Origin of the sequence: Pedobacter sp. SG908, assembly GCF_011759615.1 — a bacterium.
GTDB lineage: Bacteria > Bacteroidota > Bacteroidia > Sphingobacteriales > Sphingobacteriaceae > Pedobacter > Pedobacter riviphilus.
The window spans coordinates 271,619-288,231 of record NZ_JAAOYY010000002.1; the positions used below are offsets into that span (position 1 = coordinate 271,619).

General features: G+C 40.3%; 9 protein-coding genes and 1 tRNA gene. 6 read left to right on the forward strand and 4 right to left on the reverse strand.

The features are described 5' to 3' along the window. Positions 1-250: 250 nt before the first annotated feature. Together FHT21_RS16190 and FHT21_RS16195 are read right to left on the reverse strand one after the other, a co-directional pair. On the reverse strand, positions 251-1,405 hold the full coding sequence (locus FHT21_RS16190; protein WP_167295816.1) for a transglutaminase domain-containing protein: 1,155 nt from the start codon (positions 1,403-1,405) through the stop codon (positions 251-253). Positions 1,406-1,562: 157 nt separating this feature from the next. Then, on the reverse strand, positions 1,563-2,174 hold the full coding sequence (locus tag FHT21_RS16195) for a DUF2807 domain-containing protein (protein WP_167295817.1): 612 nt from the start codon (positions 2,172-2,174) through the stop codon (positions 1,563-1,565). 1,354 nt (positions 2,175-3,528) lie between these two features. Here FHT21_RS16195 and FHT21_RS16200 point away from each other — a divergent pair. The 4 genes from FHT21_RS16200 (at position 3,529) to FHT21_RS16215 (ending at position 6,921) form a co-directional block, all read left to right on the forward strand. After that, entirely contained in the window at positions 3,529-4,110 is a 582-nt protein-coding gene (locus FHT21_RS16200) for a Crp/Fnr family transcriptional regulator (protein WP_167295818.1), read from the forward strand. Between the two features lie 100 nt (positions 4,111-4,210). Beyond that, a complete protein-coding gene (locus FHT21_RS16205) occupies positions 4,211-4,927 on the forward strand; it encodes an alpha/beta fold hydrolase (RefSeq protein WP_167295819.1) in 717 nt (238 codons plus the stop codon). 276 nt (positions 4,928-5,203) lie between these two features. After that, positions 5,204-6,136 (forward strand): helix-turn-helix domain-containing protein, encoded by a 933-nt coding sequence (locus FHT21_RS16210; RefSeq protein WP_167295820.1) that lies wholly within the window; start codon positions 5,204-5,206, stop codon positions 6,134-6,136. Between the two features lie 80 nt (positions 6,137-6,216). Further along, positions 6,217-6,921 (forward strand): SDR family oxidoreductase, encoded by a 705-nt coding sequence (locus FHT21_RS16215; RefSeq protein ID WP_167295821.1) that lies wholly within the window; start codon positions 6,217-6,219, stop codon positions 6,919-6,921. Between the two features lie 386 nt (positions 6,922-7,307). On the opposite strand, the gene FHT21_RS16220 is transcribed toward FHT21_RS16215, so the two are convergent. Then, a complete protein-coding gene (locus FHT21_RS16220) occupies positions 7,308-7,499 on the reverse strand; it encodes an Arm DNA-binding domain-containing protein (RefSeq protein WP_167295822.1) in 192 nt (63 codons plus the stop codon). Positions 7,500-7,979: 480 nt separating this feature from the next. Next, positions 7,980-8,051 (reverse strand) — tRNA-Arg (locus FHT21_RS16225). A 343-nt stretch (positions 8,052-8,394) separates the two neighbouring features. On the opposite strand from FHT21_RS16225, the gene FHT21_RS16230 reads away from it, so the two are divergent. Next, a complete protein-coding gene (locus tag FHT21_RS16230) occupies positions 8,395-10,167 on the forward strand; it encodes a hypothetical protein (protein ID WP_243854038.1) in 1,773 nt (590 codons plus the stop codon). 268 nt (positions 10,168-10,435) lie between these two features. Then, positions 10,436-16,613, forward strand: a 6,178-nt coding sequence (locus FHT21_RS16235; RefSeq protein WP_208398972.1) for an MBG domain-containing protein, incomplete at its 3' end; no start/stop codon positions are given.

The following is a 16,613-nucleotide window of genomic DNA, read 5'->3' on the forward strand; positions in this document are numbered from 1 at the left end:
GTCAATGCCATTGAGTAAGTAATAAATCGCAAAAAGATGTCAACCCTGAGCGTAGTCGAAGGGCATTTATTTGCGATTTATCAAGCTCTGGCTACACTCAGACTGACGACCGTTATACTTAACTTAATGCCATTTGGGTACCAGGTAGCCGCAAAAAAGCATTTGCGTAAACATTTATCGCCTTATTTTTAAAAAGATCGGTCTCCTTAAGGCTAGCCAAATGGATCGTTTCTGTGTTTTTTATAAAATATTATCTCGGAGTAGTCCAGAACAGCTCAGGATTATTGGTTTTATAATTAATAAACTTAACCCCGGTTTTCTGATTGGTTGATTCCCTTTTCTGCGGCCCCTGAACAATACCGTCCAATGGCAACAGTTCCACATAGGCCACTTCTTTTCCGCTGGTCCAGGTTTCGGTATCATACTGGCTAATCACGGGTGTCTCCAGGCGGTAGAGATTCTTTGCCATATAGGTCTGCAGGTAATATTCTTTAGATTGTAGGGCAGTACGGTTCCAGTTTGCGTCTGCATTTAGTACCAGCGGCATATTTTTTATCAACCGCTCCCTTACTTCTTGAATACCCAGGAGATTACCTTTTTCATCCATCACATATGAATCAAAGGTAGGGTCAATCCAGATCCACTTTTTAAGGTCCTTGCTGTATACCATATTAATCACATGGCAATCATCAAAGTTCGTTTCCTTTGGCATGCAGGTAATATACCTGGAAGTGATACCCATAGCGAGGTAACATTCGTTGAGTACTGTAGCCAGCATACGGCAGTTTACCCCGCGGTTTTGCTCCCGGCACACCCTGATCAGCTCAATTGCATTTTTTTGGGTTGGGTTATCACTGTTCCCATCGTGCCTGATCAGATTATGTACCCAATGCATCAGGTTGAAAATTTTGGAAAGCTCATTTCCATTGCCTGCAACCGAATCCAGCTTGAGGTCTTTTTTAATGCGCACCAGGTTAGGGTTGTCCATCGATTGATAGGTAAAGACCGGGATTTCACGCCTGTCAGACAGGTTATATTTTCCCGCCTTTTGAAGTGTATCAAGATAGGCAACAGGCTTCCTAACAGGTGCTTTTGCATCATATTTTACCTGAGTCCTTGCGGTATCGGTTCCATTGACCAGGATAATAAAATCATATTCTCCAACCTTCGGATCGACATTGAATGATATAGATTCCTGATCGGTGTAGAAAGTTACTTTTTTGGCTGAGGTTGTATATACATCCAATTTTTCCTTGGGCACGACAGTCCAGGCGTTCTTTCTAATGGGATAGTTATCATCCTTGATATCAACACTGGTAGAAGTTGCCTTAATGATTTTAAGCTTTTTCTGGGCGAATGTGATTGTTACGGGAAAAAGGAGTAAGAATAGAATGGTGCGTTTCATTTTAATTGGTTTAAGGTTCAGATTTAAATCAAAGACGCCCGAAAACTTCGAAAGGTTGCATTGAATCAAAAACAACAATTAACGGCCTAAAACCAAAGTCGCTGGGTAGAAAAAAAGCCGCCCAATGGGCAGCTTTAACTTATCTGATTGATATGCGCTATTTTGCTAGAACCATTGCATTTTGCTCTGCTTCCATAATCGCTTGAGAAGCATATGATTCTGATTTGAGACTGGCAAAGTCAGCTAACTTTACATTTTTCATATTGCTTGCAATCATTGTACTTTGATCAGCGGTGCCATTTAATTTTAATACCGCATCATCTTTAACAATGGTATATAAACTGCCTGCAGTTGTTTTGATTTTCGCTGTAGCACTTTGACCCAAGAATAACTGCAAGTATTTTGTATCAAAATTATTGCTGGTTACCACAACTGATTGACCATAAGCTTCAATTCTTTCTAAATCTTTTACGGTAATATTCAGCGTTACCTGGCTTGTTTCCATTGAATTGATGAACAAGGTTTTTCCATCAGTTGATACGGAGGTTTTTGCAGCATCGTAATTGCTGGTTCCTTCTACGTTTTGTTTATCACCTTGCGTTAAGATAAGCTTCACGTTACCACTCACCCAGATCCTGTTGAACTTTGATAAAGAAGAAGTTTTTGTTTCTGTTTTAACTGGCTCAGCGGCAAAAGTTGCCATGGCTGATGATGTAAATACTACTGCTGTTAATGCTGTTGCGAATATTGTTTTTGCTAAAGTTTTCATATCTTTTATATTTTAGGTTTTTGCTATTGTTTTGTTATTAAGACGCAACAAGACATCAAACGTTGCAGACAAAAACCCGGTATTATACCAGCGTTGGTAACCGCTAGACCAACGCCTGTAATTTCTAGACGAACTGTTATTAATTATTAATGGTTAAAACCATGCTTGCTCATATTAAGCTAATCTTCAATTATGATTTCCTATCGGGTTGGAATGACGAATCGCCTAAACATTATTAATCCAACCCTTTACTTGTAAAAGTGAATTCGGAATGATGATCAATTCATGCCACTTTAAAATCATATAAGTTATGCAAGAAAATATATGTTTAAATGACCTTATGTACGGAAGATCTACAATTGAGAGGAAGAGAAAGATTATTAGTTTGATATTTCCTGGAAAAATCAATTTTTCCACTTGCCAAACAAAAAAGACAAGGTTCTCGTCTTGTGGTCTTCCCCGATCAAATGTCGAACTCTTTTGTTGAGGATTTGAAACAATTAGCACTGATGTTTACATTGGAGGACCGATCAAATGGTGCATATCAATAGGGTAGTAGATATCACTTTGCTAGTCCAAACGGGATAAAAGTCGAACCAAATCTTTGAAGATTTGGTCAAATTGGCTTCAATAAATCGAAGTCTATCATTGACCAACTATGAACATCAAGCTGATAACCAGCGCAGATCTTCTAAGACTAAACCCAAACGGCGGAGATTAGGACTTTAAAAATCTTTCCATCCGTTATTAATCTTTTTCAATTACTCCGTAACTGCTAACAATAGACTTTTGTATTAGTTATACAACCGTTATCGTTAATCTGGCGCAGGTATATAATTTTTATTATTATATTCTCAACAGAAACTCTAAAATATTGATGATTTTTTTTAAAAATCACATTGCGCTGTGAGCCAGATAATTAAAAAAACATATGGTGTGGGTTCGTTCGACTATTTTTTCAGTTTTCAAAACTCTTCATTAACTCCATTCATAATTGACATGCAAATCATTATCAAGTTATCGGTGGTGAATGCTGTAAAAAAATATGTTTTTTGCTTTATACAAATAAATGAATCATTTGATGCACAAGAAAGCTGCATAAATCTTAGAAAGGACTTTGATGTGCCAAACTAGTAATATCTTTATAAAGCAAATATTTCCAATAACTAATTTTATCGACATAGCCGAGGCTTTTTGTTTGTCCGCAGACTGCAAATCTGCCGTAGTTATATAATCCGGAGTGGAACATCCGGACTAACTTGGATTGTTAGTTCTGAATTCGCAAAGATATTCATTCGGTTTAAGGCGCTAATTTTTTACTATATTGACTACAAAAATATTTGAATAAAAACCTGTGATTATAGAGAAACTATTTTCAAGTTTTGATAATTATCTGCCACTTAATTCAGCGGAAAAGCACGACCTGGTGGAGCGGGTTATCAAGCGGAAGATTAAGCGGAGGCAATTCATATTACAGGAGAATGATGTTTGCAAGCATTATACCTTTGTGGCTGAAGGTTGTTTAAAAAAGTTTCAGGTAGATGATAAGGGTACAGAACATAACCTGCAGTTTGCTGCCGAGGGCGACTGGGTTATGGAGATTGTTAGCTTTTACTCCGAAAAGCCAAGCCGTGTTTACATTGAAGCCATAGAACCATCGATTATATTCCAAATCTCCAAGCCTGATCTTTATCATCTGTTTGATAATAATCCTAAGTTCGACAGGAATTTCAGGGTTATTGTAGAAAACCGTTTAGTTGAAGCAGAGAACAGGGTGTTACAGGCGATCAGTTCAACGGCCGAGGAGCGCTATCTTGCTTTTATGAAGCAATACCCACACTTGCTGTCAAGGCTTCCAAACACACAAATTGCGTCATATTTAGGGATTACCCCTGAGTTCTTGAGTAAAGTCCGTAAAGATCTCTTCAAAAAATAGGCGTTACCCTTAATCTACCTTAACGGTATTTCTTAAGTTACCTTATGTGTTGTTTGAGCTATTAACGACTATTTTTGTGTCGTCATCAATTAATAAAAAAATGAACGAGATACAAAAGCTAAATGAAAAAACCTATGTGTTTATTCCTGGCGGGTGGCACGGTGGCTGGGTTTATGAGCCGATAACCGAAAACCTGGAACGGTTAGGAAAAAAGTGTATTTCATTAACCTTACCAGGTCTTGAAACACAATCCGGGATACCAAACAGGATCATAAATTTAGATACGCACATCCAGTTCATCATAGATTTCTTCTTAAAAGAAAACCTCACTGATGTGATCTTATGTGGCCATAGCTATGCCGGACTGGTTATCACAGGTGTTGCAGATAAAATTCCGGAAAGGATATATGCACTTGTTTATATTGATGCCTACATTCCCAAAAATGGAGATTCCTGCTGGAGCCTTACCAGTGAAGTATACCGACAACGTTTTGTAGCCGGAGCCGGCAATGATGGTTTCACTGTAGCAGACCGGCCGGGGGTAGATGATCGAAGAAGACCGCATCCGCTGGCAACATTCATGCAAAGTTTACATTTGAAAGGGGATTATGAACGAGTTCTCAACCGTACATTCATTTATCTCAGTGGTTGGGAACAGTCTCCTTTTGTCAAACAATATGAGAACTTAAAAAATTCTCCTGATTGGCATGTCGAAACAATACCTTGCGGACACAATGTGATGAAAGAACGCCCGGATAAATTAGTTGATATTTTATACGGACTGGATGATAAATATAGTCAGATCTCAAAAAACTAGAATCCATAAACGAGTATTAATTACTGAAAATGGATACTATATAACGAAGTCGAATATTGAAACCCCACACACCAGTTAGGTCAAAAAGACGCATCAAAAGAAACGAAAGGGATTAAAGCGTTAAAGTTCAAACTCAGGTTAAATGCGAAACGTGCGGCAACTTCGCCGAAATACCCAACAGGTAAAGTAAAACAGTGAGCAGTTCATTAAATAGCCGTAAAAGGTCAAATAAAATAATGGTATTTTTGATAAACGAAAAACGAATAAAAGTGAGTCATGAAAAACTTTATCAAAGATATTCCTAAATATGACTTAAAGAATTTTAAAACTGTTCACAGGGAAAACGAAAAAACTTCTCCATTTGGTTATAACCTTATTCAGGATTCAAAAATTGTACGTGGCTTTGAAATGTATTCCAGTGAAGGTCTTGTAAATTCTATAGGGCCATTAAAATCAGATTTTTATCGTATAAGCATTACCGTTAAAGGTTCCCTGGATATGAAAATTGGTTTAGAGAATTTTCGCCATCAACCCCTAACCTTAGCGTTCACCTTTCCCAACCAGATTTTTTCAAAAAAAAATATTGCATCGGACGCGTTCGGTTATTATATACTATTTAATTCCGATTTTCTGAACGATATAATTCCTGCCATTAAAATAGCCGATGAGTTTCCATTTTACCATTCTTTTGGCAAACCTGTTTTTCAGGTCGCAGCTGAAGAACTGGATGTAATGCTTGAACTGCTGATGAAAATAAATGATGAACTACAGGGTGAAAAAGTAGGAAGGGAAAAGGCAATCAAGATATATTTGTATTTATTGTTACTAGAAGCGAAAAGAAGCTATAAAAGGCAGCAGCTTGAAGATGAAAACGGCGACCATCCGGAAAGCTATAAGCTCACCAATCGCTTCAAAAAGCTTGTTGGATTACATTATTTAACTAAAAGACAAGTAGCAGATTATGCTGAAATGTGTGGTGTAAGCCCCAATCACCTCAATAGAACAGTAAAGGAAAACTTAGGCATTACCGCTTCTGAGGCCATAAAGGAAATGCTGTTGCAGGAAGCAAAATTGCTTTTACGATATACGGATAATTCTGTTGCGGAAATTGCATACAAACTCAATTTTACGGAACCTGCATCTTTTAACCGCTTTTTTAAAAGCATTTCAGGAGAAACACCGCTTGTATTCCGAAAAATGAATAATTGAGTATATAAAAGGCAGGCTTAGGTCAATTGTTTTGCTTGGTTGAAATAGGAATTTTGTTTCAACTTTTAAAAGCAAAAGATATGACTTTACAAAACAAAAAAATCGTAATTGCCGGCGGCACTTCCGGTATTGGGTTATCCGCAGCATTAATGTTCCAGCAGCAGGGCGCAATTGTTACTGTTACGGGGAGGGATATTGCAAAACTAAATGCAGCGGCTGCTGAAGGATTACTTACTGCTGAAGTGGACAGTTCCAATATCGAAACACTTCAAACATTTTTTCAATCTTTGGGGAAAATTGACCATTTGATTATTGCATTAGGTAGTAACAAAGGGTTGGGTAATTTCATCGACCTCTCTTTAGATGACCTGCGAAAAGGTTTTGACGAAAAATATTGGTCACATCTCAATACCTTAAAGGCTGCCATTCCTTTTGTTAATCTGAACGGAAGTATTACACTTATCACTGCAATTACTGCGTCTGCAAAATTCGCTGGGACATCCGGCATCGGCTCTATAAATGGAGCTTTGGAAATTATGGTTCCTATTATTGCAAAAGAAATCAAGCCCATTCGTATCAATGCAGTTTCTCCCGGAGTGGTAGACACGCCCTGGTGGGATTTTATGCCCCAAGAAGTGAAACAGCAAACATTTGAAGGGTACGCTTCACAAATCACTGTTGGCAGAATTGCAAAGCCTGAAGATGTAGCAGATGCCATTCTCTTTCTTGCCAAGAACGATTATATGACAGGAAAAATCATTGCCTGTGATGGAGGGCTTTTCTAAAAATTTAAAAAAGGTTGATAAGGAGATTAATGCATCAGTTAGCTCTTTATCAATCTTCTTTTATGGCTCCCCAAAACAACTACTGAAAATAGTAAAGGATGAAGACCTTTGTAGATAATAGATTGAAGAAATAAACCTACGATCAATTGGTGATTTCCGGTGCATGGAGCTAACTCCCACAAGTATATCGTATTCATTTTTATATTATTGTAAAATGAACCCTCAATACATTGCGCAAGTCAATAAATTTTTACCGGACTTATTGGTAAGAATAAAAGCAAAATACAATCCAATGCCGTCAATATTCAGCCGGAACAGGATGCGGCTATCTATAGCTGTTTTTATAATGTAGAAAGAAAAGTTGCCAAAGATGGTGGGGGCGCAACTTATGGCTGGGCGCGCAGGCCAGTGCCTTTTCCTTTAAGCGGCGACCAGAAGCTGGGAATAATTTCTCTGCCGACAGAATATTCCGAATGTTTTCCTTTCACGGTAATCCGTAAATAGATGGGCATCATCTCGCCCTTGATAAAATTTTTTGGTCTTTTCAGATAGAATAAAAGATGAAAATTGTAACTCATAATGATACATTTAAAATTAAACAAATGTACATTTGAGCCAGTGAGCTATCAAGATGTTCGTCGGTATAACTGAATGCAAATCAATATATTACAAAATAATCCAGCACCCGAACATTTCGGAATAATTCTGATTTTGATATTTCAATCAATCCACTGACCTACAGTTTTTCACAAAAAATAGTCAGTTTTCGACGCATTAAAATTAACCATTTAGAATGGTCGAAAAAGGGTCTTAATGCGTCATAAAAACCAAAACAAAGCATTGAAAATCAACTATTTGCACAAAAATGTTCTGGTTTAAATCTAAGGAAGTGGTCACCGACGAGAATCGAACTCATATCTAAGTTTAGGAAACTTCTATTCCCTGCCCCACTGTCGTCATTCAGGCGGGTATCAGTTGAACTACAGGACTGAGCATTTCAAATATCAATCAATAACTTAAAAATAAAAAAGCCCATCTTTCGATGAGCTTTTCTTCTGTAGCCCCGAGCAGAATCGAACTGCTATCTAAAGTTTAGGAAACTTCTATTCTATCCGTTGAACTACGGGGCCATTTGTTGCGCAAATATAACAAAAGTTTTGTCGCAAGAAAATTCAATTTAGCAAGCACTTATCTAAGGAAATTGTCTTTAAAAACATAAAAAATCAATTTCAACAGATGCCCTTTTATTTTTATGCGGGTAAAGATTATTTAGTTATAATGCCTTTCTGGAACTTTTCTACAGGCGCCACAAATTGAGTTTACCTTCAGCGCTTCGGCCATCAAAAACACGCATATAAAGTGTTAAAAGTCTTACCTTTCGAGTCTTCCCTAATGCTGAATCGCAATCTGTTTAACCTATCAATTTTAGTTTTAACCCTTCAACTATTAACTGTATTTTAGCGATGCCTCTAAATGATGAACAGGTTAATTCTCCTTGCGCTACTATTATGCTGTTGTTCTGTTCCTGTTTTTGCTCAGCAAAAGCTGATCGAACCCCTTATTAATGCCTGGAAAGTTGATGATACCAGCCAAACACATCGGGCGGAAGTTGGTTATGCGCAATTAAAGCTGCAAAAAGAAAATCGGAAGGCAAACCTGCCCCAGCATCTGCACCTCATGAAAGCATTACATGCTTATGTTGGCCAAAACTCAGATGACCGGTTAAAAGTACGGTTAACCATGTACGAAATCTTGGGTAAATTTGAATTGGGCCTGAAAATTCTTCCGCAGGATTCGACAAATATTTACGACTGCATCAAGCTTGCTCACAAATTGAAAGACGACCAGCTCAAGGCCGAAGTATACACCCTTTGTGCAGAGGTTGGCAAGGGAACCAACAGATATGTGCTGTATAACCTAAAAGCGATAGAACTGGAACGTAAGGTTGGGTTTTCGCATTTTAAATACGTACATAACCGTTTCTTTAATGTAAGCCTGGGCTTATACCAGAGCAATAACTACAGAAAAAGTATCGATTATGGTCTACAATGTTTGGCGTTTAAAAATGTAAGAAAAGATACCTGGGACCCACGGGTCTATATTTTTCAGCTGGATATTATTGGAGCATCCTATCTCAAGCTTAATCAGTACGATAGCGCCAGGTATTATTATCAGCAGATTATAGATACCTTAACAAAAACGCCCGATGAAAATGCAAATGTTCAATCTTTATGGCTGGGCATTGCTAAAGGAAACATCGGACATGCATTAATTTTGCAGGGCAAGGAAGCACAGGGCACGCCTTTGGTCTACTTACAATTGCAAAACAGTACGGCAATTAAATCGTACAATAACATGGCTATTGCCCAGAACATCTTAGCCAACCTGGATTTTAAGCACAAAAGATACCAAGAAGCCGTATCTAAATGGAAACAGGCGTACCATTGGGCCTTACAGAGCGAATATTATGTAGTAGAGCAAAAGCTGCTCTCGTTAAAGGGTATAGTGATGTGTTACCGGAAACTTCAGGTGCCCGATAGTGCCTATAAATATGGCGATTTATATAATAGGCTCAATAACGAACGACTTTTAGAACTTGGCGCTCAGCAGCTCTCGGCCATCAAGGCTAAAATAGAGTTTGATGATATACAAACTAACCTGGAAAACATCAGCACCAAATTGCGGCAGGAGAAAATGACCCGGAATTTTATTTTAGGGGGTATTTTCCTTTTAGCAGTAATTAGCCTTTTGCTTTACAACAGGCAGAAACTGAAAGTTAAGCACGAAACCGAGATTTTAAATCGCGACCGGATGGCCAAAGACCTCGAAATCAAAGAAGCCAGGGAGCGAATCAATTCCTTTGCGCTCAACATGGGGCAAAAAGAAAAACTGATTAGAAACCTTGAAAGAACGATCAAAGCAAACGGAACAGACAACCTCAGCAGTAGCTTGCTTAATTATGTGCTTGTAACAGACGAGGAATGGCACAAGTTTAAGGAAGCATTTAGCAAGGCTTATCCTTTGTTTTTTCCTCGATTGAAACAAATTGTTGCTCACTTAAATCCAGCAGAAGAACGTTTGGCGAGTTTAATATGCCTCGACCTAAATAACCAACAAATTGCCAATATGCTTGGCATTAGTGCCTCTAGTGTTGCCCGTAGCAAGCGCAGGTTAAAGCAGCGCATTGCTGTTCCCGAAGGGCAAAGCATCGAAAGCTATATTTGCGATTTGAACGATTTGGTTTAGGCCAACTGCTCAATTGTCCGCTTTTTGTCCGCCCCTTTTTCTTGTCTGATGGCACTTGCTGCGACTAAATTTGGCCTATGCCCAATCCAAAGCGAACAGACGTACAGGTTATAGTCCTCATTATTTTGGTGGCTTTATTGGTTATGCTACTGGTTTGGTGGCTTTTTGATCAACGTATGCAACAAGTTTAACATACGATGAAAAGTAGGTCCCTTCTCCAGTTTATTGATCATTGGGCAGGCTTAACCGTCATCTAGATTTTTATAAAATGAAAAAAATTTTACCGCTGCTTATCACCCTATTCTATGCAACAACTTTATGGGGGCAAACCAGTACCGAAGCTTTTGAAACCGAATCTCATGGGAGTACAAGTTTTACAGATAATGGTGTTGTTTTTAATATCATTTCCCATGTAAGTGTTTTTGACATTCAAGGAATTTATCCGGGAACAGGATGGAATGGAACTACAATTGATAACAGATACATTGATAATTCTAACGATACTCAGTCCCCTCCCTCTTTCAGCATCAAAACAACCTCTAATTTATTTAAAGTAAACAGATTCTGGATGTTTCTTGCGGCACTGAATCTTAATCTGAATGTAACCGGAAGCATTACCGTAACCGGAAAACTAAATGGTGTAGCAAAATTTTCCCAAACCAAAACTACCGGATTTGCAACAAGCCTGGGCAGTACCAATGGCTATACGCTGATTGATTTGACCAATCTTAACGGGCAAAACTACTCGAACCTAATAATTGATGAGCTGCAGATTACTGCAAACGGAGGATTTAGATATGTTGGTTTAGATGGCTTTACCTGGGTAAAGGATAGCAACCTGATCAATACACTTCCTACCGTAGTTGTTAATCCGGCCACCATTTCGTCAACTACGGTTGGGAATTCTTACAGTCAAACATTTACCGGTAGTGGAGGTACGCCCCCTTATTCATTTGCGGTTAGTGCAGGGGCATTACCTGCAGGGTTAAGCTTAAATACGACTTCGGGGGTTTTGACGGGTACCCCAAAAGCTTCCGGAAGCTTTATTTTTACTATAAAAGCCACTGATGCTACTGATGTTTCAGGATCTTACCCGGGCACTAGGCCCTATACTTTGGTTGTTGCTCCTCCTGTAACTATAATTGCTCCAAGCTCCATACCTGGTGCTGCCGTTGGTACGGCCTATAGTCAGCTATTTACCGCAACTGGCGGTATTGCACCGTATAGTTACGCAGTAACTAGTGGAACTTTGCCTACAGGATTAACATTAAGCGCTGGTGGGGTTTTAAGTGGAACGCCAACCAGTGGGGGCGTTTTTAGTTTTACAATTACCGCTACAGGTTCATCAACCGGAACAGGTGCGCCACACATTGGAATACAAGCCTATACTTTAACGGTAACTACACCAACTATTGTAGTAAGCCCTTCAACTTTGCCAAATGCAAGCACAGCTACTGCTTATAACCACACAATTACTGCCAGTGGGGGAACAGCACCGTATACATTTGCCATTACAGCTGGCGCTTTGCCGGTGGGTTTAGCATTTAGTTCTACAGGTGTTTTGAGTGGCCAGGCAACAACCATCGGGACTTTTAATTTCACTGTAACGAGCACCGATGCCTCTAGGGGTAGTGGGCCTTATATAGGTACGAGAGCGTATTCTTTAACAGTAAAAAATCCGACGCCCGTGCCAGACGCAAATGGTGTCCTTTACGTAAAGAAAGGAAGCAATGGTGCTGGAGATAGCTGGGCCAATGCCATGGCTGAATTGGCCGATGCATTAATTGCAGCCAGAAACCTAAATATGGTTGCGGCGGGTGCGGTAAAGCAAATTTGGGTGGCAGGAGGTACTTACAAACCATTATATAATCCTGCCGATAATGATTTCGGCAATCCTGCAGGGCGGGATAATGCCTTTTTGCTGGTAAAAGATGTAAAACTTTACGGTGGCTTCGCCGGAACAGAAACGATGCTTGCTAATCGTAATTTGACTTTAACAAGCAATAAAAGTATACTTAGCGGAGATATTGACAATAACGATGTTTTAACTGATAACCTTTCTACCACCATCAATGGCAATAATAGCTACCACGTGGTAGTTTCGGCTGCCGCAATGGGCACTGCCGAACTGAATGGGTTTACCATTACGGGGGGCAGTGCAAATACAAACAGTTTTACAACCGTCAACGGCGAAGTGATTACAAGGAACAATGGAGGAGCACTATATAACATTAATGCCACTTTAGCTTTAAGCAATTTAATCATTGCTTACAACAAAGCTTCGTTCGAAGGGGGAGGTTTCTATAATTACAATAAGGCAACCGTCAACGCCAGTCGTACAAGTATTACAAACAATACTGCCACTGTGAACGGGGGAGGTATTTTTAGTGATTCGTTTGGGTCATCGCTGAACCTGAGCAATATGATTGTGGGCGGCAACAATACCAATGGAAATGGCGGTGGTATATGCGATTATTCGATAAGTGGGAATTCGAACTTTACCAATTTGCTGGTCTATGGCAATACAGCAGGATCATTGGGAGGTGGGATGTATCTTTCGAGCGCCACAACTACATTAACCAATTTGAGCATAGTAGCGAATACGGCCATTACCGGTGGCGGTTTGCACAACGAGCGCCAATCTCCTGTTATTTATAACAGTATCATATTTGGTAATAATAGTGGTATTAACAATAATAATAGTACACCGGTAATCAAAAACAGCTTGGTGCAAGGGTTAAGCAGTACCGCGAATGGTAATATAAATGCGACTGGAGTTTTAATAAATAATCTATTTATGGCACCATTGTCTGCGGGGCTTAGTACGGGTGGAGATTATCACCTTAAAGCAGGAAGCCTCGGCATCAATGCCGGGGATAAAGCTCTTTTTACAGGCTTAGATGCAAATACCACAGACTTGGATGGCAATGCCCGTCTAAAAGGAACTCAGATCGATTTGGGAGCGTACGAGAGCCAAGGCAACTCTGCCCCGATACCAGATGGAAGCGGAATAGTTTATGTAAAACAGGGCGGCGCGGGAACCTATGAAGGTAATAGTTGGGCCAATGCTGCTCCCGAGCTGTCTGATGCCCTTTTGGCTACCAAAAATAATATTGCCATTAAACAAATTTGGGTAGCTGGAGGTACTTACAAGCCATTATATAGTCCTGCCGATAATAACTTTGGCGCTTCTGCAGGGCGAGATAATGCCTTTTTGCTGGTTAAGGATGTGAAGCTCTACGGAGGTTTTGCCGGGACTGAAACAACGCTTGCCCAACGAGATCTGACATTGACCGTTAATAAAAGTACGCTCAGTGGCGATTTTAACAATGACGATGTTATAAGCGGTGTGGGAGCTACCCTCAATTTTGCCAACAACAGTGAAAATGCCTACCATGTGCTCATCTCAGCAGGTGATGTAGGCCTTGCCGAATTGGATGGCTTCACCATTAAAGGGGGGAATGGAAGTGGAGGCAGTATCACGGTTAACGCTTTGGCTATATTTAAAAACCAGGGTGGGGGAATAAACATCACTTCATCCAGCCCTACGATTACCAATTGTATTTTTGAAAACAACAATGTTTCAACCGGTATGGGCGGAGCCATTTTTACAAGTGCTCCAACTAATGGCGCAGCCGCCAGTCCGGTAATTGCTAAAAGTAGCTTTGTAAATAATAAATGTAGCAATATTGCTGGTCAGGGCTGGGGCGATGAAGGTGGAGGGGCCATGTATAATGCTGGTTCAGGTCCGGTTATTTCCGATTGCAGTTTTATGGGCAATCTAGTTACAGGTAGCCGGTTCGGCGGAGCAATTGCTAACATGGCATCAACAGCTCAATTTAGTAATGTAACCATTAGTGATAATTTTTCACTCGGAACCAGTAGCGGGGGTGGTGGAATAGCGAATATTAGTACAGGTGCGGTTAGGTTAATTAATGTGGTGCTGAGTGGAAACAGTACAGATGCTAATGGAGGGGCCATGTATAATAGTTTTGGAGCAATACCAATGCTTAGTAATGTGCTCATTAGTGGCAATGCCGCCAACAATGGTGCGGGCATTTATAATAACAATTCATCACCTGTATTAACTAATGTTACTATTGGTGGCAACCTATCTAATACAGGAGGCGTAATCTTCAATACCAATAGCGCTTCGCCACAAGTACAAAATACCATTGTGTTTGGCAATAGTGCAGGCATAGTAAACAATACAGGTACAGATGTGCCCATTTATAAAAATAGTTTGGTACAGGGAGCCAGCGGTGCCGGATTGATCGCTTTTAACGGAACAGCAACGGATTTATTTGTATCGCCATCTGCGCCAGCTTTAACAACCGCTGGCGATTATAGGCCAAAAACAGGGGCCGCTCTTATAAATGCCGGCGACCAAAACCTCTTTTCGGGTCTGACAGCCAACACCAAAGACCTTGATGGCAATCCACGTTTAACAGGTACCAATATTGATTTGGGTGCTTACGAAGCGCTGGTGCAATTGCAAACCATTACTGCCCATAATTTAAGCAAAACCTATGGCGATTTGGCTTTCGAACCTGGTGCAACCGCAAGTTCGGGTTTAATGATTACCTATGCATCAGCGGATAATAGCATTGCCGAAGCCTTTCAGGATGCAACAGATGGCAACAAGTGGAAGCTTAACATTAAAAAGGTCGGCACGGTAAACATTACGGCAAGCCAGCCTGGTAATGGTGCCTATAGTCCGGCTCCAAATGTAGTGTTTAGCCTCACTATTGGCCAAAGGCCTGTAACGGTTAGTCTAAAATCTACTGCTGCGTTAACCAAAACATATGATGCCAATACTGCTGGAATGGTTCAGGTTACAGACCTTGAATTGAGCATTGGCGATATCATTAACAATGACGATGTACAATTAAGTTTAAATTCTGGCATGGCTCAATACAATAGCAAAGATGCCGGAACAGGAAAGACGATTACCCTGCCCATAGCCAATGTTTTATTGACTGGCGCACAGGCGGGAAATTATAAAGTAGCAAATATTAGCGATCTCTCAAGTTCTGCGGCTTCAATTACACCAAAGCCATTAACCATTACCGCAAACAATTTTAGCAAGGTATATAATGGTTTGGGTTATAGCGGTGGCAATGGGGTAAGCTATGGCACATTTGCCTTAGGCGAAGATCCAAGCGTGCTTTCCGGAACATTGAGTTTTGGTGGCACCGCTCAGGGCGCGATAAATACGGGCAATTATACCATTGTTCCTCAGGGATTGAGTGCAACTAATTATGCCATCAGTTATTTAAACGGACAATTGGTTATTTCGCTTAATCATGTAAATACCTTAACTTTTAATGCCCAAACTGCGGGCAGCCTATTAACCAAAACCTATGGCGATGCCGATCTCAATGCATCTGCCAATGCCAGTTCCGGGTTAACAGCAACTTACCAAAGCAGCAATCCATCGGTAGCTACCATAAATGCTTCGGGTCAGGTAAACTTATTGGGAACAGGTACAACCACCCTAACAGTAAGCCAGGCCGGCGATACGAATTATGGCCCGGCTACTCCAATAAGTTTCCAGTTGCAGATTACCAAGAAAAGGTTGACCGTTACCGCAAACGATTTTAGTAAAACCTATGATGCACTTGCCTATGCCGGTGGAAATGGTGTAAGCTATAATGGTTTTGTAAATGGCGAAACCCAGGCTGTATTAAGTGGAACATTAGTTTATGGAGGTAACGCACAGGGTGCTGTAAATACAGGGAATTATGTAATTGCACCTAGTGGATTGCTTGCCGCCAATTACGATTTCGACTACAAAAACGGAACGTTAAGCATTGTGCCATCTGGGGCCAACGTAATTACGTTTAATAATCAGGTAACAGGTGCTGTGCTTCAGTTAACATACGGAAATACTGTTATTGATGCTTCGGCTGTTGCATCATCAGGATTGCCGGTGAATTATGCTAGCAGCAATCCTACAGTGGCTTCGGTTAATGCAAGCGGACAAGTACAGATTTTGGCTGCAGGAACGGCGACGATAACGGCTAGTCAGCCCGGAGATGTGAACCATAGCGCAGCCACTCCGGTAAATTTCAACATCAATGTGCAGCAAAAAACACTAACTATTACCGCCAATAATTTCAATAAAACCTATAATGCGGTAGCTTACACCGGAGGAAATGGAGTAAGCTATAATGGATTTGTTAATGGAGAAAATGAACAGATTCTGCAAGGTACCTTAAGTTATACAGGCACGGCAATTGGGGCTAAGGATGTGGGAAGTTATTTTATCAGCCCAACAGGTTATACCTCAAATAATTATGCCATTACTTATCAGGATGGAAGCTTAACCATAACCAAAGCAGAATTAACTATAACGGCAGAGGCCAAAAGCAAGGTTTATGGCAATGGCGATCCCTCGCTTACCTACACCAGTTCGGGTTTGGTTGGTATTGATGTGGTTACAG